The sequence below is a fragment of the Acetobacter sp. ESL1128 genome (genome assembly GCF_058505085.1).
In genome coordinates this window covers 2,529,738-2,549,506 of sequence record NZ_CP196369.1, presented here as the reverse complement: position 1 = coordinate 2,549,506, position 19,769 = coordinate 2,529,738, and the positions used below count along the sequence as shown (strand labels likewise).

General features: G+C 49.5%; 16 protein-coding genes, 2 pseudogenes and 1 other annotated feature. Of the genes and pseudogenes, 11 read left to right on the top strand and 7 right to left on the bottom strand.

Annotation, left to right across the window (positions count from 1 at the left end; all coding sequences use genetic code 11):
* Positions 1 to 423: 423 nt before the first annotated feature.
* A pseudogene (locus ACSYTG_RS11960) lies at positions 424 to 1,438 on the top strand (transposase).
* 1,158 nt (positions 1,439 to 2,596) lie between these two features.
* Here ACSYTG_RS11960 and ACSYTG_RS11955 read toward each other — a convergent pair.
* The gene (locus tag ACSYTG_RS11955) at positions 2,597 to 2,854 is read right to left on the bottom strand and encodes a hypothetical protein (RefSeq protein WP_489783340.1); all 258 of its coding nucleotides are present in this window, start codon (positions 2,852 to 2,854) and stop codon (positions 2,597 to 2,599) included.
* 443 nt (positions 2,855 to 3,297) lie between these two features.
* On the opposite strand from ACSYTG_RS11955, the gene ACSYTG_RS11950 reads away from it, so the two are divergent.
* Entirely contained in the window at positions 3,298 to 3,663 is a 366-nt protein-coding gene (locus ACSYTG_RS11950) for a DUF1493 family protein (RefSeq protein ID WP_489783339.1), read from the top strand.
* Between the two features lie 166 nt (positions 3,664 to 3,829).
* Here ACSYTG_RS11950 and ACSYTG_RS11945 read toward each other — a convergent pair whose 3' ends face one another.
* Both ACSYTG_RS11945 and ACSYTG_RS11940 read right to left on the bottom strand, forming a co-directional pair.
* Complete coding sequence (locus tag ACSYTG_RS11945) at positions 3,830 to 4,327, bottom strand: hypothetical protein (RefSeq protein ID WP_491706428.1); 498 nt, start codon at positions 4,325 to 4,327, stop codon at positions 3,830 to 3,832.
* Positions 4,328 to 4,450: 123 nt separating this feature from the next.
* Entirely contained in the window at positions 4,451 to 4,867 is a 417-nt protein-coding gene (locus tag ACSYTG_RS11940; RefSeq protein WP_489783337.1) for a hypothetical protein, read from the bottom strand.
* Positions 4,868 to 5,135: 268 nt separating this feature from the next.
* Here ACSYTG_RS11940 and ACSYTG_RS11935 point away from each other — a divergent pair, with 268 nt between their 5' ends.
* Together ACSYTG_RS11935 and ACSYTG_RS11930 are read left to right on the top strand one after the other, a co-directional pair.
* Positions 5,136 to 6,065, top strand: coding sequence for a restriction endonuclease (locus ACSYTG_RS11935; RefSeq protein WP_489783336.1), 930 nt, complete (start codon positions 5,136 to 5,138; stop codon positions 6,063 to 6,065).
* A gap of 182 nt (positions 6,066 to 6,247) precedes the next feature.
* Positions 6,248 to 7,135, top strand: a complete 888-nt coding sequence (locus ACSYTG_RS11930) for a decaprenyl-phosphate phosphoribosyltransferase (RefSeq protein WP_489783507.1) — start codon at positions 6,248 to 6,250, stop codon at positions 7,133 to 7,135.
* A gap of 38 nt (positions 7,136 to 7,173) precedes the next feature.
* Here the strand turns inward: ACSYTG_RS11930 and ACSYTG_RS11925 are convergent, their stop codons facing one another.
* Entirely contained in the window at positions 7,174 to 9,333 is a 2,160-nt protein-coding gene (locus tag ACSYTG_RS11925; RefSeq protein ID WP_489783335.1) for a hypothetical protein, read from the bottom strand.
* A 361-nt stretch (positions 9,334 to 9,694) separates the two neighbouring features.
* Between ACSYTG_RS11925 and ACSYTG_RS11920 the strand changes: the two genes are divergently transcribed.
* The 5 genes from ACSYTG_RS11920 to istB all read left to right on the top strand — a co-directional run bounded on the left by ACSYTG_RS11920 (position 9,695) and on the right by istB (position 14,447).
* A complete protein-coding gene (locus ACSYTG_RS11920; protein ID WP_491706427.1) occupies positions 9,695 to 11,002 on the top strand; it encodes an FAD-binding oxidoreductase in 1,308 nt (435 codons plus the stop codon).
* A gap of 6 nt (positions 11,003 to 11,008) precedes the next feature.
* A complete protein-coding gene (locus tag ACSYTG_RS11915) occupies positions 11,009 to 11,755 on the top strand; it encodes an SDR family oxidoreductase (RefSeq protein ID WP_491706426.1) in 747 nt (248 codons plus the stop codon).
* A complete protein-coding gene (locus ACSYTG_RS11910; RefSeq protein ID WP_491706425.1) occupies positions 11,752 to 12,108 on the top strand; it encodes an HAD family hydrolase in 357 nt (118 codons plus the stop codon). Before ACSYTG_RS11915 ends, ACSYTG_RS11910 begins: the two co-directional genes overlap by 4 nt.
* A gap of 78 nt (positions 12,109 to 12,186) precedes the next feature.
* Positions 12,187 to 13,680 (top strand): IS21 family transposase, encoded by a 1,494-nt coding sequence (gene istA / locus ACSYTG_RS11905; RefSeq protein ID WP_462897561.1) that lies wholly within the window; start codon positions 12,187 to 12,189, stop codon positions 13,678 to 13,680.
* Positions 13,677 to 14,447 (top strand): IS21-like element helper ATPase IstB, encoded by a 771-nt coding sequence (gene istB, locus ACSYTG_RS11900; protein WP_415421200.1) that lies wholly within the window; start codon positions 13,677 to 13,679, stop codon positions 14,445 to 14,447. The genes istA and istB overlap by 4 nt, the downstream gene beginning before the upstream one ends.
* A 136-nt stretch (positions 14,448 to 14,583) precedes the next feature.
* Here the strand turns inward: istB and ACSYTG_RS11895 are convergent, their stop codons facing one another.
* Positions 14,584 to 15,006: a DUF6538 domain-containing protein gene (locus ACSYTG_RS11895; protein ID WP_489783119.1), complete on the bottom strand. Its 423-nt coding sequence runs from the start codon at positions 15,004 to 15,006 to the stop codon at positions 14,584 to 14,586.
* 556 nt (positions 15,007 to 15,562) lie between these two features.
* Here ACSYTG_RS11895 and ACSYTG_RS11890 point away from each other — a divergent pair.
* On the top strand, positions 15,563 to 16,939 hold the full coding sequence (locus ACSYTG_RS11890; RefSeq protein ID WP_489783120.1) for a T6SS phospholipase effector Tle1-like catalytic domain-containing protein: 1,377 nt from the start codon (positions 15,563 to 15,565) through the stop codon (positions 16,937 to 16,939).
* Between the two features lie 333 nt (positions 16,940 to 17,272).
* Positions 17,273 to 17,548, top strand: coding sequence for a hypothetical protein (locus ACSYTG_RS11885; RefSeq protein WP_491706424.1), 276 nt, complete (start codon positions 17,273 to 17,275; stop codon positions 17,546 to 17,548).
* A 147-nt stretch (positions 17,549 to 17,695) separates the two neighbouring features.
* Here ACSYTG_RS11885 and ACSYTG_RS11880 read toward each other — a convergent pair.
* Both ACSYTG_RS11880 and ACSYTG_RS11875 read right to left on the bottom strand, forming a co-directional pair.
* Positions 17,696 to 18,361: pseudogene (locus ACSYTG_RS11880) on the bottom strand (IS3 family transposase); the annotation flags it as partial.
* A gap of 40 nt (positions 18,362 to 18,401) precedes the next feature.
* A protein-coding gene (locus tag ACSYTG_RS11875; RefSeq protein WP_489783121.1) for an IS3 family transposase occupies positions 18,402 to 19,636 on the bottom strand; the annotation gives its coding sequence in 2 pieces (ribosomal slippage) (positions 18,402 to 19,342 and positions 19,342 to 19,636; 1,236 coding nt in all).
* Positions 19,233 to 19,349: a sequence feature (AL1L pseudoknot), on the bottom strand. Its footprint overlaps the gene before it by 117 nt.
* Positions 19,637 to 19,769: the final 133 nt, after the last annotated feature.

The following is a 19,769-nucleotide window of genomic DNA, read 5'->3' as shown; positions in this document are numbered from 1 at the left end:
GCTGCCATTTATTCTGCAACCCAGTGTTTTCATAAAAAGCACCAGTCCTTTGCAAAAGAAACATGAAGAGCTTTTCTTTGTGACTGGAGTTAAAAAGACGATCTGGGTGAGGAGGCGTACCTGCCATGATTGGTTCTATTTCAGTGTCTGCGTGAGTATTTTTCTTCAATAAATGCTTAACGGTTATATGAATTATCATATTCAATATAAGTATTTATTGAAGAAAAACTACATGATGATCTTTCGTTATTTATTATAAATAACCTACGATATTATTTATCAACAAACAATATGCTTGTACAAAGATTGGGGCTTATTAATTTAAGATCATCGCCTATTAATTGGGAGGGTTCTAAAAACTCCATGGTTCTGTGTGCATTTCTGTGCTTCCATCTTTCCTGCGTTGATTGAGAAAGATGGAAGATGAAGCAGCCGGGTTTCTTTGATGTTGAAGAGCGGCTTTCTCGTTTGAGCGGGCTTAGTGGCCAACTCGAAGCGTTTTTCCTGACTGTGGATTTTGAGGTGTTCCGCCTTGATCTGGAAAAAACTTTAGCCTATTCAGACGCTGAACAATTTGTCAGACGAGCGGACAGAATACCTGATCAACGATCGCCTGTCGTTCATGCGCTTTCTGGGATTGGGGCTCTCGGACCGTGTGTCTGACGCCAGAACTGTCTGGCTGTTCAGTGAACGCCTGTCTCAGGCCGGTGCGGTTGATGGCCTGTTCAATTGCTTTGACGCGATCCTGCGCAACGCCGGGTATTTGCCGGTATCGGGCCATATCTTGGATGCAACGCTGGTGGCGGTTCCAAAGCAAGGTAACATCAACGCTGAGAAAGCGGATCTCCGGGCAGAACGTATTCCCGAAGACTGGCAGGACAGACCCACAAAGCTGTCGCACCAAGATCGCCATGCACGCTGGACGCTGAAGTTCACGAAAGCGAAGCGGCAGGACGATGGAAGCATGCCATCTAGGGATCTCGCCATCCCATTCCTTGGCTACAAATCCCACCTCTCTATCGACCGGAAGTTCCGGTTCATCCGTAAATGGAAGACGACGGATGCCGCCGCCAGTGATGGTGCGTGATTGAAAGAGGGGCTGCTGGATAAAACCAATACGACCTCAACAGCCTAGGCTGACACGACCTATCGCTCAAAAGCCAATGAGGACTTCATGGAAAAGCAGGGCTTTGTCTCAAAGGTTCACAGGAAAAAGCTGCATCTCAAGCCTATACCCGGTCATATCCAGCAATCGAATGCTGGAAAGTCCGTGATCCGATCCCGCGTCGAGCATGTCTTTGCCGACCAGAAACCACAGACCGGGCTGTTCGTACGAACAGTCGGTAGCACCCGGGCCACAATGAGGATCGGCCTGGCCAATATCGTCTATAATATCCGCCGCTTTCTCTTCCTGGAACGGATCAGCGCGAGCGCGTAGTCATCTAGCGGCAGGCAGTCCCCGATCTGCTCAAAATGCAGATCAAATGCTACCTCAGGAACCATCAATCAAATCGCCAAAAGCCTGAAATCACGAGCCAAGCGCATCAACTAACGGTTCTTCGATCCTTCCATCTGAAGTTTTGGAATGGTGGCGTGTCACCAGTAAGGTCGTAAATAGGGAACGTGCCAGAAATCAAGTCACAAAGCTGCCTGTTATCTTCCAGGAACTTGAAATCAGGTAGGTAAGTATAGGTGGACGAGTCTACCTGGTAAATTTTTCAAATACTACTTTCATAGTGTAACCTGATACACACTGCGAGCGGCTCCCCAGCCCCTTTTGGAAAATTCATGAGAAGTCGAATAACTGAATTATTTCTATCTCCAGTATAATCACTATAAGTTCCAGCTTTATAAGCCGAAATTATTTTTTGTGAAATTCTCTTGTAATATATTTTCTAATATCCATGTTGCAAAAAATCATTACGTTTTTAGTACTATTACTAAACACATGATCGCAAGTGATCATGTGTTTTTGATAAAATTCCTAAACTTCGTATGCTGATTTTGTAATCTGTGCATATGCTCAGAGTCGAAAAAAGTAAAAACACAGAGTGATAATATTTTATATCCGTTTCGGATGCCGGTAAGTTTTATAGATTGATTTCGCATCACGATATGCTTGTACAGGATATAAGGTGTTCTGTTTAAAATCTGATATCTGACCATTACCATCGAACATATACATATGTCCATCTGGGTGTCCTGTGATAGGTTGGATAACGGCAACATCTCCTGTTTGGAATGGCCATCTTTGATGGAACCACACAAAACTCCGATTTTGTGAGAGACGATCCATATCCTCATCACATGCCATACTTACCTTTAACCAAAAATGGATTTTAAAAATCAATAATTTTTAAAGGTTTTTTACTTTTCGTTAAACCAAAGTCCTGACCAGAGGTCATAATGATCATAGGTCATCATAAAATTTAAGATTATATCTTCTCCGTATTCATCAACAACCTTCGTAGGAATCGAGATACCAAAGTGCTCTTTTTCGATCGGAAAAATCTCGACACATTCGCTAAGAGTAAAAAAAATCTTTTCAAGATCTTCAAAATTATAAGATGTTTTAATAATAAATTGTAGTGACATTTCATGACCTCTTGAACATAACTGAATCCGTACCTAAAGCGATAGCTGTCAGTCTCATTTCTGCTTCTGGGCAGAGTGTCTGGCCGCGTACATCAAAATACAGCTTAATCTTCATGTCGAAGGTAGGCAGATTTGCTCGAGCAAATCTTACCCGCGCCACTGTAAACTTCATGGCGAATTCAACCGCCCTTGGCGTTTCTAGGGAGTGATTGTGGACCAAAATATAAGAATCAGCAGTGACCAGTTCGGGCGTAAACATTATTCATCATCCTGCGGGTGAAGTATATTAACTCTCTCGTTTCTAAAAAAAATTCATAAAAATATATCTGAATTTCTACTAATTTTTTGACAACACTTGGTAAAATGATCTTCCTGAAAGGACTGGGACAGATCAGGCACACCTTCGAAAAACGAGAAGTCTGGGCTGTAACCGAAAAATAGGGCTTACAAAACCAGATCGCCGCGCTCTGTAGCCGGATCCAGACCAGCCTGCCTCAAAATGAAGATAAACCCGATGGGCAGAAATCCTCATGCTTTTACGTCCTAAACAGACTTAGTGTCTGATCAGGATAGCGCAGCCTGAAGAGGATCACCTGTTCCCCTGAAGCTACATCAGGAAGACCGGCAGAAAGCTCAAAAAAATTTCATCTAATGCTCGGAATCCTCCGCAAAACCATCTGAAATACCTAACAATCCTTCACAATGGATTCCGCAAAAAACGGCTCTTTCCTGCCGGAAAATATGCGCCATTTTTTCCTAAAAGCATCGAAGATGCGTGGTGTGTTGCCAACTTCTAGAGGAAACAGAGGAAGGACCTCAGCCTGCCAAGAAACGTATGAAACACTATCTGAAATCGTGTTATTTGTCTCAGAGCAAGTTCCGGGTCTGATGCCACGCGAGTTGACGGAAAATACGACACTGCGAGACGATCTTCGCATGCACAACGACGATGCTGAAAAGCTGATGCACAGTTACTTTGAGTGCTTTGGTGTCAACACTCAAACGTTTGATTTCGAAAAATATTTCCCACAAGAAGGTGACGGAATCATAGGTGCGCTACGCTTATAAAAAGCATCGTCAGCCAGATCCTGAACCTCTGACTATAGCTATGTTAGCACATGCCGTCTCTATTGGTGCGTGGGGCTAACACCATAACTTGAGCCTAACGCACGTCCACATTATTCCAGATCATATTAATCGTCCTGCGCTCTTTTCGGTTCCCGTCTTCCATCCGTCAATGCATTTTCATCATTTCCTGTTGCTGAAGCAGATATCCGGCCCATCTCCGCACAGACGGATTATCGTCTTGCTGAAAAGCAGGTAAAAAGGTGGGAAGATCCGGAAGTTCTGTTGCACAATCTGTCAACGCGACCAAGGCAGTCCGCCTGACAATAGCGGATTTGTCACAAAGGACTGTGCTGATCAGTTCGTGACGATCAACAGACACTTCAATATCCCGCTGCGCCAGGACCGGTATTGTGCGGCTGATTCCATGGGGCTTGTTTAACCATTGACGTCGTGTACCAGTTTGCCACCGGGCGTGCCCCCGCAAAAGCACCAGCACGGCTATCGCACGGACACCGGTTACCTGTGCCGTACGCGCCAGCATGGGCAACGCAGTATCCAAACCCGGCTTGCGTAAAAAATAACGTAGGGCCGTCGGCAGCGGCCCGCTACGCCGCACTGCAAACTGGACAACCAACTGCTCGTGCACAGCAGATTGGACAAACAAGCTCTCTATGCAGGCGGCTTGCTCCGGGGACCACCTGCTTCACTCATGCCACCGGCCACAAAGTTCTATGCCAAAGGCAGCCACAATCGCAGGATCAATCCGCCCAGACAGCGCTTCCGCACACTACACAGCAGCTTGCCGCACAGGGGCTACCCAATCGTTCAAACGCACAGCAAGAATCGCCAACATGAAAGATGAACACGGCACATCTGTCAGAGCCCGCAAAGCAGCCTCACGCACATACCCGTTAGAATGAAACGTGAAAACCTGTGCCAAAGCAGGCATACAGACCAGAAAGTGCAAAGCTCTTTCGCGTTTTTCACACTCCGAATTGTGATTGCTCCAATCGTAAAATCCGAGATTTCTCTGGATATTATATATCTCAGAAATAATCCGTAATACTGGTATGGTGTTCAGGGCAGCGACCACCTCATCAACAAGCCTCTGCGACGGCACGCCCCCTAACCGAAGACTATTGCCTAGCCGGTCCAGAGCAACCAGAACATCCTCTGGCAGAGCCGTATTCGTAATCATCGTCATAAAATCTCCATGATCCAGCTTGAACGCCCGAGACATGGAAAACTTCAGCTGAACCCTCAAATGAGGACACTGTCCTCTCAATTAACGCGTCTTCGGTCTTTCCCGCTAAGCGTCCATCATCAAGAACATGACAGGCATAAGCGCATATTATGCCCATACTTTCCGATTTAACTGCAATTCAAAGATGTTGGATTGCTCTATGATATGCCACGGCATATTTTTCTTCTACAATGCGCTAAAGCGACAATGCGAGGTTTGACGTAACACTATGGCCGTTCCTGATTACCAATCCCTTATGCTGCCGGTGTTACGCCTTGCCGCGACTGGTATTCGCCGCGTGCCAGAAATTGCCGAGACAATTGCAAACGAATACGGCCTCTCGGCAGAAGATCGAGCCGCGTTGCTACCCAGTGGCACACAAAAATTGCTACCAAACCGTGTTCATTGGGCCAAAACGTATCTCATCAAAGCTGGCCTGTTGTCTTCTCCTGCACGCGGTCAGTTCACAATAACACCGGCCGGTAGCGCACTCCTTGCTTCCAACCCTGCTGCCATCACACGCACCATACTGGAGCAGTACCCATCATTCGTCAGCTTTGTCGGGAGCAAACCAAATGAGGGTGAAAAACCAGAAATTTTGTCCGTAAGACCTGATTCTACCATAACAGATCACCAAACGCCTGAAGAACGCATTGAAGCTGCTCACACGGAACTGATGACCGAGTTACGCTCAGATCTTCTGGATCAGATTTTGAGGCAAAGCCCTGCGTTTTTTGAGCAGCTGATTGTCGATCTATTGGTGGCCATGGGCTATGGCGGCAGCCATGAAGATGCAGCAAAACGTTTGGGAGGCACGGGAGACGGCGGTGTTGATGGGGTCATTAATGAAGACCGCCTGGGGCTGGACCGAATTTATGTACAGGCAAAGCGTTATGCCGCCCATGTTAGCGTTGGCCGCCCCGACGTGCAGGCATTTGTTGGCACTCTTGTTGGACACGGATCACACAAGGGCGTTTTTGTCACCACATCATCGTTTAGCACTCATGCCATAGAATTCGTGCGCCACCTAAGCCAACGCGTGATTTTGATTGATGGAACTACCCTTGCCGATCTGATGATCGAGCATGGCGTAGGCGTTCGTATTAGCCGCACAATAGAGATCAAGAGAATTGATCTGGATTTTTTTGAGCCTGAATGAACATTGTTGCACTGATGGAAGGCCAGACAATTCTGTTTAATTATGCAGAATAATTCCTGGAAATATGAAAAACAGTACGTATGTTCTGCAAAATAGATAGAGGATCTCGCCTACAATATCTCTTGACGACCCAATAAATATTAGGTATGTTTTAAGTGCAATCATCATTTTATATATTGACTATGAACATCATTCATCTCGTCCGCCTTTGCCGACCACATCAATATATAAAAAACTTTTTTGTTTTTGCTGGTCCAATTTTCTACGATGTACGTGAATATGATCTTCTTTTAAAAGATTTTCTCGCGTTCATTGCATTTTCTGCGATCTCGAGCGCAGTGTACATTATTAACGACATGATTGATGTGGATGCCGACAGGTTGCATCCCAAAAAATGCAAGCGTCCGATTGCCAGTGGTGAAATTTCTACCAGATCAGCTCTAATTCTGGCCATTCTTCTCATTACCAGTGCATTCGCACTAGGAGTGAGCATTAGCCTTTGGGCCTTTGTGTTCCTTGCACTCTACATGGTTATTAATCTTGGCTATTCCATCCGCTGGAAGCATATTCCGGTCATAGATGTTTTCCTGATTTCTTCTGGCTTTATGCTACGCATTCTAATCGGCACGGTAGGCCTGGGCATCCAGCCTACCTCATGGATCCTGCTCTGTGGCTTCATGCTGACTCTGTTCTTAGGCTTTGCAAAACGACGTGCCGAATTGCTTGCCCTAGAAAACAATAATGACGTCAACCCCGCCTCCATCCGCCGGGTGCTTGATGATTACTCCCCTGAAATGATTGAGCAGCTTACTGCCATCAGCGCAGCATGCACTATCATCTGCTACAGCCTTTATACCGTTTCACCTGAAACCGTAGCACGGCACCACACGACCAACCTGATCTATACGGTTCCCTTCGTCGTTTACGGGATTTTCCGCTACCTTTTCCTTCTGCATCGCGGCACGGGGGGCAATGACACAGCCCGTGATATGCTGCAGGACCCACATTTACTTGTCACTGGTCTGCTTTGGTTTGTCGTTATCATCGGGTTGATCTCATGGCCGATGTAAGCGGTAAACATTCTTCCATATTATATTAAAAATTATCTTTATATTTTTTTCCAAAACATTTTTATATTCATAATGCTTGCCGTCATTAATACACTCAGTATGAATAGAAATATGGAAAGTTTCAAATAAGGCATACGGTAAAACAGCTCCAGCTTCCCAGCGGACGCATCAGCAGGAAGATCAACAGAGAGCATAAAGCCTGCAAACGCCGAGACTGGCACAGTCGCACCATTAAATGTTGCCTCGTAGCCGGGCCAATATGTACGTGCGAAAATCAATTTGTGCGCATTCTTGCTCCGCAACGATAGGGTCATAGCTTCATGCGTGCCCGTGGCCACTGATTGTTCAGCAACCGAGGCGCCCTGCAATGGCCATGAAAGCGAGCCAGGCAGCATTTCGTTTGGTAATGAATGCGAGAAAACCGTAGCATACTGCCGATTTTCGGTTTTCTGCCACTCTGCGGTTTTTTCCCGGTCGAATGTATCCGCCTGCTCTCCATTAAAGGCTATGACGTTTTTAACACGCATCAGATCAAAAAAGGACAAACCTGTTACAGGCTCAATCTCCAGCCCTCTGATACCTGCTTCCATGGAAGTGGTGCCATGAACAGAAGCCTTATGCTCTCCACGCGAGAAAAATCTTCTGGAAAGCCCTGACGGCTGCATGGGCGAATACCCATTGATACTCGGATCATTACGAGCAAGTCCAACATTACCAAGACCAATATCTTTTATATATTGGTCACTATTTTTGTACCATTTCTTATTAAAAATATTATCAACAAGATACATATTATAATAGGGATCGACCGAATTAAGATTTATTTCGGCAGAAATCCGCGGGAATATCTGCCAGTCCGGCATAGCTCCATTATGAAAGCCCCCCACTCCGCGCGAGAATACCGTAAATACAATCGTTATGATTATCCATTGCACGACACTCATATTTTTCTGAGCAATCCGCAGTCCAAAATACAGGCACAAAATAAAAGATATACCAATGTATATGCATTTATTCGGGAATTGCACGCAACTGATCATGTCCAGAATGAAGAGTGTGCCTGCAAAACAATATGATTTATATTTTGGAGTATGGATTTTTTTGTAATGATCAAAAAAGTACAGAACCGTGAGAACAAGAAAAATCTGAAAAAACGCCATATATCTGAACGGTAAACGCAACGGCCCCAAATGTTCAGGCCCTTGTGTCAGAACAAGAAAAACAAACATACAGACTATAATAGACACAACCTTGGTTGGAACACTTCGAACTGCTTTCCAGTCAATAAAGAAGAGTGCCGGCAAGATAAACCATGCCACATAAAAATGTGATGCCTTGATGTGCCGATATGACATCATCACCATATGGGACGGGTGAACGGGATTGGAGAAAAAGAAAAGATCGCCCAGCTGAGGAATAAGAGACCCTGCACTAAATAAGCTTCTTACATTGCGATCCGATACCGTAAGCATAGCCACAGACGGCAAAAAGGATATGAGAGCAGACATACCCCCAAGGCCGACTGCAAAAAGAGGCAGACAGGATTGAATATTTTTATATTTAAATATTTCCAGAAACGAATAGACCAGACCAAATGTGGTAAACGCAACAATAGTCTGTGGGAATCCTATGGTAACCATAAGATATATAGATATGATCGCCGCCAGAAAATACCATTTGGACTGATTAGCTCTTAATGTGAACGCTATGGCCCACACCATAAAAGATATGGAGGTAAACTGAGGGAACCAGCTGGAAGCATACCAGTAATATATAAAATTGTTAGTAACAGCAGTAGCCGCGGCAACGTATGAGAACTTATCTGATATTCCCAATGTCTTTGCTAAAAAGAACATACCTGATGACAATATGCCATAATGGAAGACGGCTATAAAATCAGCGCCATATTGAATGGATTTAATAAATGGCAATATGGAATACAAAGCCAGTTCAATCGGATTTAATATACCGTACTGAAACTCACCTATAAGATTCCCGCCAAACCATGTGTGCGTTGTTATAAAAGGTACCAAATGCGCATGCAGAATGGTACTGCCAATCGCATAAAACGTTGGCATATACTGCACCTGCATGTCATCACGGCAATAGGCATCGCTGTGAATCACAATAGGGATTATTGATAAAAATATACCCATCAGAAAACTGATAAAAATATTTTTATAGTTTTTGTTTTCCAAGTTCACTTGATGCCCTATACATGAAGAGTGAACTTTATATCGTTCCCAGACAAAACGTTCAATAGCGACACGCCACCCATTTTACTCTGAATTGTTTGACAATTTCTGGTGGAGTGGGCCAGCCAGCCATACACGCTGGCACTCTACGGCAAAGCTTGAGGGGCACAAAGAACCAACCCTGCGCCATCCCTCATCGTTGTCATTGTTCATAGACCAATGATATTCCTCACCACATGATCCAGCACCGCGCGCACACTTTTCGGCTTTGTTCTAACACCTGCCAGCACAAGGTGCTGAGCTTGGTCGCAGGGATATGCTGTGCAGGATATGGCCGTATCGGCCAAAACGCCGGGAGGATCGCTTGAGACAGGACATCAAATCCTGGAACCGCCTGCCTGCTGTAGGGCATCAGCATGTTCTTGATATACCGACACGCACTGCTCATCTGCCTTTACCGCCGGGTGCGGAAACCTGCATTCCGTTTGGTAACGGCCGCAGTTATGGTGATGTCTGTCTGAACCCGGATGCGGCCGTAATCCGCACCCGCGCGCTGGACCATATGATTGCCTTCGATCGGGAGCATGGCCGCATTACCTGCGAGGGCGGGGTAATCCTTGCGGATATTCTTGAACTGGTTACCCCTCAGGGCTGGTTCCCCCCCGTAACCCCTGGCACGCGCTTTGTAACGGTGGGCGGCTGCGTTGCAAACGATGTGCATGGCAAGAACCACCATGACACCGGGAGTTTCGGCAATCATGTTCGTTCGTTTGAACTCCTGCGTTCAGATGGGCAGCGCCTGACCTGCTCGGCGGAGCAGAATGCGGATTGGTTCGCTGCTACAATTGGCGGGCTGGGCCTGACTGGTCTGATCACGCAGGTTACTTTTGACCTACTCCCTGTTGCCAACCCGTTCATGGTGACGCAGGCCTACCGATTTTCGACACTGGATGAGTTCTGGCAGCTCAATGCGCGCGCCGAGCGCGAATGGCCCTACACCGTCGCCTGGATAGACTGCACCCGCCAGAGCGGGCGGGGCATTCTGTTTGCGGGGCAGCATGCGCCGCCGCAGGCTGAATTGCCCGCATGGAAAAGCCGCCACCGCACTGTGCCGGTGGACCTGCCGTTCTCATGTATCAACAGCCTCTCGCTCAAAGCGTTTAATGAGGTCTATTACCGGCAGAAACTACCCCGTGACCGGCACGTGGCACATTATGCGCCTTATTTTTACCCTCTGGACGCAATAGAAAACTGGAACCGTATCTACGGTACCAAGGGGTTTTACCAGTATCAGTGTGTTCTGCCACCACACGTCTCGGCCGATGGGGTCGCGGAGCTCATGCGCCAGATTGCACGTTCTGGCATGGGGTCGTTTTTGGCAGTGCTCAAAACTTTCGGTACCCGCCCCGCCATGGGCACCCTTTCCTTCCCGCGCCCCGGAGCCACGCTGGCGCTGGACTTCCCCAATATGGGTGAGAAGACCTTGCAACTGCTGAACCGCTTGGACAGCATTGTTGCATCAGCCGGGGGGGCCTTGTATCCAGCCAAAGACGCCCGCATGTCGGGAGCCATGTTCCGCCGTGGCTTCCCTCAATGGGAAAAAATGCTGCCTTTTATTGACCCTCGATTTTCCTCGGGGTTCTGGCGCCGTGTAAATGAACCTGAGGGATAACCCTGAATGAGCAATATCGTTATATTCGGCGCCACATCGGCTATTGCAACTGCATGCGCGCGGGAGTGGATTGCGGCAGGCCATAATCTTTTTCTGGTTGGTCGCAGTGCGGACAAACTGGAGATCATGCGCACCGACCTGCAGACCCGGAGCACACAGAGGCAGACAGTCGCCACGGCCACGGCCGACCTTAATGATTTTTCTACGCATGAGGCGCTATACGCTCATGCAGCTCAGGCCCTTGGCGCGCCGGATATTGTGCTGGTCGCACACGGTTCCCTCCCTGACCAGAAAGCCTGCGAGGCTTCGGTTGAGCTGACAATGCAGGAAATCCGGACAAATGCGCTCAGCGTTATCTCACTCACCACGCTGGCAGCCAACCTGTTTGAACCCCGGCGTGAAGGAACAATCGCTGTCATTGGCTCCGTAGCGGGTGATCGCGGGCGGCAGAGCAATTATGTCTATGGGGCAGCCAAAGGCATGGTGGATATTTTTCTGCAAGGGCTGCGCAATCGTATGGCCAAGGCTTCCGTTACGGTGCTGACCATCAAACCCGGCTTTGTTGATACCCCGATGACAGCACATATCCCCACAAAAGGCGCTTTGTGGGCGACACCGGGTCAGATTGGTCAGGGAATTATCCAGGCCGTTAAACGGAAACGGAATGTTGTTTATCTGCCGTGGTTCTGGCGGATTATCATGCTGATCATTCGGTCCATTCCCGAAGCAATCTTCAAAAAGCTTTCCCTGTGACACGTAAGCTGGCTCTGTTTGATTTTGACAGCACACTCACGCGGCATGACTCTCTTATTCCTTTCCTTCGCGCCGTCAGAGGGTATTGGGGTTTAGGCTGGGGCATGACGAAAAGCCTGCCGTGGTTGGCTGGCTACGCCTTGAAGTGCATCCCGAATGATACAGCTAAACAACGCCTGCTACGTTATACGCTGGGCGGCCTTCCCCTTGACAGCTTGCGGGCCGCAGGGCGCGCGTTTGCACAGGACAACATTCCCACCATGCTTCGGGCAGATATGATGGCACGCCTGCATGCGCATCAGGCACGGGTGAGAACGGCGGTGGAAAAGTCGACCACGGCAGCGGCGGGATAGTCCTGCTGCGGGCGGCGTAAAAGTCGTCCACTTTTTCCCTTTTCTGCGCGGCGCAGGGAGGGACGAGGGATCTACACCGTGGAATTATATCTGAAGGTTCGCATGGCTTGCGATGGGGGCATGAGCCAGCGCGAGGCATCCAGGCATTTTGGCATCTCGCGCGATACGGTTCGCAAGATGATGGCGTATTCGGCCCCACTGGGCTATCGGCGGCAGGCGCCTGTGCGACGCCCGAAACTGGACGCGTTCATCGCTGTCATTGATCGGTGGCTTGATGAGGACCGGACGGTCCCGCGCAAGCAGCGCCATACGGCCAAACGGGTGTTCGATCGGCTACGGGACGAGCAAGGATTTACCGGCGGCTACACGATCATCAAGGATTACATGCGCGATCGGTTACGGCGCGGCCAGGAGATGTTCGTGCCGCTGGCGCACCCGGCCGGGCACGCACAGGCGGACTTCGGGGAGGCTGTGGTTGTCATCGGTGGCGTTGAGCAGAAGGCGTACTTCTTCGTGCTTGATCTGCCGCACAGCGACGCCTGCTATGTTCGCGCCTATCCTGCGGCGGTGGCCGAAGCATGGGTGGACGGTCATATCCATGCGTTTTCCTTCTTTGAGGCCGTGCCGCAGTCGATCGTCTACGACAATGACCGCTGCCTGGTGGCGAAGATTCTGCCCGACGGCACACGCAAGCGGGCAGCGCTGTTCAGCGGCTTTCTGTCCCACTACCTGGTCCAGGACCGCTATGGCCGACCTGGCAAGGGCAATGACAAGGGCAGCGTCGAAGGACTGGTCGGCTATGCCCGGCGCAACTTCATGGTGCCGATCCCGCACTTTACGACGTGGGATGCGTTCAACCTGTGGCTCGAGGCTCAGTGTCGTAAGCGCCAGGGGGACCGGCTGCGCGGCGAGACTGAGACGATCTGCGACCGGCTGCAACGCGATCTGGCGGCGATGCGGCCGCTGCCAGCCTCTCCCTTCGATGCCTGCGACCATGCCAGCGGTCGGGTCTCCTCGCAGGCGCTAGTGCGCTTCAAGACCAACGACTACTCCGTTCCGGTCGCCTTCGGCCACCAGGACGTCTGGATCCGTGGCTATGTCGATGCGGTGGTGATCGGCTGCGGCGGGGGGATCATTGCCCGTCATTCGCGCAGTTATGAGCGCGAAGAGGTGATCTTCGATCCACTGCATTACCTGCCGCTGATCGAACACAAGATCAACGCGCTCGACCAGGCGGCACCCTTGCAAGGCTGGGAACTACCAGAGGCGTTCCCGACAATGCGCCGCCTCATGGAAGCACGGATGGGCAAACAGGGCAGACGCGCCTACGTGCAGTTGCTGCGCCTGCTGGAAAACTTCGATCTGGCCGATCTGCATGTGGCCGTGAAGCAGGCTCTGCATCTGGGCGCTATCAGCTTCGACGCCGTGAAGCACCTCGTCCTGTGCCGGGCCGAGCGCAGGCCGCCCAGACTGGACCTCGACATTTATCCCTATTTGCCCAGAGCCACCGTGGAGACGACCTCGGCCAAAGCCTATATGCGCCTGCTGGATCGTGAGGAGGAGCCAGCATGAGCAGCGATGTTCCCGAGATCCTGCTGGCTCATCACCTGAAGACCCTGAAGCTGCCGACCTTCCTGCGCGAGCATCAGAAGCTTGCCCGGCAATGCGCGGTCGAGGGCGTGGATCATGTTCGCTACCTTGCCCGGTTGGTCGAACTGGAACTGATCGACCGGGAGCGCAGGACAGTCGAGCGCCGCATCAGGGCTGCGAAGTTCCCGGCCGCCAAGAGCCTCGACAGCTTCAACTTCACCGCCATCCCGAAGCTCAACAAGATGTTGGTGCTGGAACTGGCGCGCTGCGAGTGGATCGAAAGGCGCGAGAACGTCATCGCGCTCGGCCCCAGCGGCACGGGCAAGACCCATGTCGCGATCGGTCTCGGCCTGGCAGCCTGCCAGAAGGGATTGTCCGTCGGCTTCACCACGGCGGCTGCGCTCGTCAGCGAGATGATGGAGGCCCGCGATGAACGTCGTCTGCTACGTTTCCAGAAACAGATGGCCGGCTACAAGCTGCTCATCATCGACGAGTTAGGCTTCGTGCCGCTGTCAAAGACCGGGGCAGAGTTGCTGTTTGAGCTGATCTCGCAGCGTTACGAGCGAGGCTCCACCCTGATCACCAGCAATCTGCCCTTCGATGAATGGACCGAAACCTTCGGGTCCGAGCGCCTCACAGGCGCACTCCTCGACCGTCTGACCCACCACGTCAGCATCCTCGAGGTAAATGGCGACAGCTATCGCCTCGCCCAAAGCCGGGCACGAAAAGCCGCCGACGCCACCCCATAAGAACGCCGACGCCGCATTCGGGGAACTCTGGTCGGGCTACGCCCTCCCGACGCTCCCCGAATGCGGCACCAGACGGCCTACTTTTGCGCCGCCTAATGGCCTACTTTTACTCCGCCGTTGACAGCTTTGGTCTTTTTCAGGTCGTGACAGTGCGTTCCAGAAAATGCACACTTCTGCCAGTCAGATTTCTGGCTTTCTCCAGCTTTTCCACCTGTTCCAGACTTTCCATGGAATGTCTGAGTCTCTGATGGTCATATTGCGTCTGTAAGGATGCAATCCTGTGCTGGTAGTCCTGAATAAGCAGGTCAAAGAGTTCCTGCACCTCTTCAGGCAGTTCATTCCTGATAAAATTTTCGTTTTCGCTGAGTTCTGTTTTGAGGTGCATTACGGAACGGAACAGCCTTTCGATCTCTGCGAAAACTGCACACGCATATGGTTTGGCAACCTCGCGTTTGTTAGTGCCAAGGGAGAGCCATAGCTCCTTTTTGCCCACAATATCACGGATATGTGAAGGTACGGCTCTGCGGAAATGATACCCGGATTGGAGACGAATCAACATACAGACGGCTCATTATGTAGAAGCCGATTGTAGAAGGTTCGGCTTTTATGGGTATAGAAAGACCATAAAAGTCAATTAAATCAATATGTTATGATTGGTACGAACTGCGGGGCTCGAATCGGCATGTTACGCTTGACCAAGGTTTTTGCCCGGGGAAATTCCCCCTCATTTCGAATGGCCAAATGTCTACACCTAATATTATGGGAAAGGCAAATGTGGGTCTGAAAGTCTCTCATGAAATTTGGTTGGGTGATTTTTGAGGAGAAAACCGAAGGTCTGTTCTTGGCTAAGACAGCCTCACAACAGTCAGTGAAATGAATATTGGGTACGAATGCTGGGAACCCTATTGCTATCTTCAGCCTGATGGTTACTGTAACTTGGAAGAGACAATCGATTTATGAACGCTGTAATTTTTTCTTGTATATCGAACATATGTGAAAAATGTTTATGCTTAACGGTATTTTAATTGACCTTACCATTACTTATATTGAAATATAAGGAGAAAAATTATTTAAATAATGATTAAAAATTCTGACAAATAAAGGTGAAATAAAAAATGAAACGCTTGATTTTTTGCTTCGATGGTACATGGAATACGTTGAATGAGTATACACCGACCAATGTCGTACTGACAGCTGCCAGTATCCAAAGAACTACCCCTAATGCGGTTACTCAGATCATTCATTATGATGAAGGCGTTGGCACAGGTGCGGATGAACACTGGACAGGAGGAATGTTTGGTTCTGGACTGATTGAGCATATTCGCGCCGCGTATCGCTTTTTAATTTTCAACTATGATCCAGGAGATGAAATATATGTCTTCGGTTTCTCTCGTGGTGGCTTCAGTGCTCGGTCTTTTATTGGCTTCATCAGGCATGTGGGTCCGCTTTGTCGGCTGCATGCAGGGCGTATAGATCAGGCTCTGGAACTTTATCGTCATCGACTGGATGAAAAGGATGGTGCCGAGGAGAATCTACGACAATTTCGCGCAGATTACTCTAGTGATGTGTGTGTTGATCAAGAAGATGATGATTGGCGGTGTGCCAATATTGCGACTTACACAGCTGGCTCAGCACCGATTATGTCCATTCAATATCTTGGTGTATGGGATACAGTGTCAGCTCTTGGGCTGCCAGAAAATCTTCCCTTTAGTAAACTACTGAATAGAAATCAGCGCTTTCATGATGCAACACTTGATGATTTCGTCAAAAGCGCACGGCACGCAGTTGCTTTGGACGAACGTAGAGCAACTTTCCCTTCGGTGCCTCTTGGAGAAGTAACGCACCTTAACCAAGCGCTTGGGTATGATAATTGTGATCCAAAGGCTCCATACCAAGAGCGATGGTTTCCTGGCGTTCATGGCTCAGTCGGTGGTGGTGGTGATATCAGAGGCTTGTCGGATGACGCGCTTGCGTGGGTTCTCAAGGGGGCCAAAGAGGCTGGTCTTCATTTGGACACTGCCATGGGCACTCGGATTGATGGCTTTCACCCAGATTGGCTGGCACCACTCAATAACGTAAAGCATCCGACTTGGAGTCCAACTCAGGTGGCCAAAACGGATCGTGCTGGTCCTGATCATGTCTGGCAGATGTCGATTAGCGCTGTTCGTCGCTGGCAAGCTCCCGCTTTACTGCTGCCAGACGGCAAGACATATCGCCCCAAAAGCCTTGAGCGCGTGGCGGATGAGCTGGCGCGGCTCACACCGTGGGAGTTTGTTGCTCCGACTGATTTGATCAAAACGGTTGTCGTGAAAAGTGGAGATACCTTGAGTGCTTATGCGGAAAAATATTATAGGAATGCCGAACTTTATCCAATTATCTTCGAAGCTAATAAAGATGTAATTGAAACGGCCGATGATTTATTCGCCGGACAAACAATTCGAATTCCGAAAAAATCACTTACCACTTCGTCAAATCTTGACAGTGATTCATGATGTTATGTCGACTACGGGGGGTAAACGGAATGTCAGATCTGAGCCCATGAGAGCTCATTACAGACACGCGTATTTTATGACGTATCTACAGAATATAGGGTAGACGAACAGCTCAGACATTCTAAGATAGAGAATATACCGACAATAATTTAATCACATAGAAAGCTTTAGATGAAGAAATATAAACTAGATTAGAAAAAATAGAAAAATAAAATATATGTGATATTGGATTCTAGTCAATAGTTCATGGAAACCATCAAATGGTAGATCAAAATTAGGATAGTATTTATATGGAGTGATAATTTTCTATTCTTTAACATTTAGACGGATAATATGTTAAATTATATCAGACATCTAAACCCAGATTTTGAAAAACAGTTCCATGAAAGCCGTCGTGTTTGGTTTGGACATTTAGTGTCTCAGGATGGAGGTGATGACGAAGTCGAAAGGGTAAGAAGTTTTCTATCAGAGCATTTTCGTACGGAATTATCAGTGACCGAAATTGAGCCAGATTTCGAGTATGTTATTTATGACAGCGATTCCAACGGAAATAATTACGATAATTTATGTCATATCGCACAAAAACGTTCTGATTACAGGAATAAATAAACGCAAGTAACAATTTCTGCACAAATAAATGATATAAAATTGAAATAATTTTAAACATTTATGTAATTATTTATTTAACATTATCAACGTATAGACGTTAAATGTCAAGGTAATCCTCCCATTTTTAGTGGGGTTCTGACTGAGAATTCAGGCAATTGCTTTTAGTTTCTGAGCGGGTGTGAACCCGCTGTTCCCCATGTTGGGTCTGTCATGATTATATGTCCAGAGCCATTGTGTTGCGACCTCCTGTACGTCCTGAATGCTTTCAAACAGAGACTGCTCCAGCCATTCCTGCCGGACAGTCCTGTTGTAGCGTTCGATATAAGCGTTTTGCTGCGGATTACCCGGTTGCGTATAGATCAGGGCAATTCCCTGCTTTTCCGCCCATGAAACCAACGTATGACTGACATATTCAGGGCCATTATCCATTCTGATAGCCTCTGGCCTGCCGCGCCACTCCATAACCTGTTCCAGACAGCGGACAACCCGACAGGCCGGCAAGGAAAAATCAACCTCAATCGCCAGTCCTTCACGATTGAAGTCATCCAGAATGTTCAGGAGACGGAAAGCACGTCCATCCAAAAGCCTGTCCGCCATGAAATCCATGGACCAGACCCTGTTGGGAAGGGCTGGAACAGACAGCTTTTCAGGCTTTTCGCGAACCAGACGTTTGCGGGGTTTAATCCGCAGGTTAAGTTCCAGCTCCCGATAGATCCGATAAACCCGCTTATGGTTCCAGGGCTGTCCCTGCACATTACGTAGATACAGGAAACACAGGCCAAATCCCCATCTCCTGTGAGCCTGTGTCAGTCTGAACTGCCCCGGGTTTACCGGAGAGTGATTTGTTCAGTAATCAGGCAGCGATATCAAGCGTGTTCTGATCTTCATAGAAGGCGCGTTCGGCTTCGGCGGGCGGCCTGTAGCCGATTGGCGCCAGCAGGCGTCGGTTATTATACCAGTCCACCCATTTGAGGGTTTCCCATTCGACCTGCGCCATGGATTGCCATGGCCCCAGATGATGGATGACCTCGGCCTTGTATAAACCGTTGATAGTCTCCGCCAGTGCATTGTCGTAGCTGTCACCAACCGTGCCGACCGAGGCGTCTATGTCAGCCAGCGCCAGGCGTTCGGTATATCGGATCGACAGGTATTGTGATCCACGGTCCGAATGATGGATCCGTGCTTTGTTTCCCGCAGGCTTTCGTTGCCAGATGGCCTGTTCAAGGGCATCGAGCACGAACTGGGTGGTCATGGAAGTCGAGACTTTCCAGCCCACGATCCTGCGGGCGAACACATCAATGACGAACGCCACATAGACCATGCCATTCCAGGTCTGGACATAGGTGAAGTCCGAGACCCAGAGCTGGTTTGGGGCCTCGGCCCGGAACTGCCGGTTGACCCTGTCATCGGGACAGGGGCGCGCCGTATCCGGACGGGTCGTAATGACCTTCCGGCCCCGGGTGATACCCTTCAGACCCATCTTGCGCATCAGGCGCTCAACAGTGCAACGCGCCACCTGTCGCCCTTCACGGTGCAGGCTGTGCCACACCTTGCGCGCACCATAAACAGCACGGTTGTCCTGCCAGATCCGGCGGATATGTTCCATTAGCTCCCTATCGCGCCGGGCACGCGGGCTGGCCGTGGCCGGATCTCTTGCTATGGCCGCATGCTGGTAAAACGTGGACGGGGCAATCGGCAGAACACGACAGATTGGCTCGACCCCGTAATCGGCACGGCAGGCTCCAATAAACGCGATCATTTGCGAAACGGGCGGTCGAGCTCCGCCTGTGCAAAATAAGCCGAGGCCTTCTTGAGGATCTCATTGGCCTGATGCAGTTCACGGACCTCACGCTCCAACGCCCTGATCCGTGCCGTCTCGGCCGTGGTCGGCCCCGGTTGCGTACCCGCGTCCCGCCGGGCCTGCTTCCACCAGTCATGCAGGCTGTCGCCCGAGCAGCCAAGCTTGCCACCAATCTCGAGACAGGCCGCCGATAGGCTCGGGTAATCCGAGCGATGCTCGTCCAGAAGGCGCACGGCGCGCTCACGGAACTCAGGCGAATAACGCGATGTCTTCTTCTTCTCTACCATAGGGCTCATCCTCCGAGAGTTTTACTCTCCGGTAAACCCGGTGCAGTTCACTTTGGGTGCTTTGGCTGGTTTCTTCACTGTTCGGGGTTTTGGCATCGGTGCTGAAACTGGCATGGTCCCTGTTTCCTGAGCA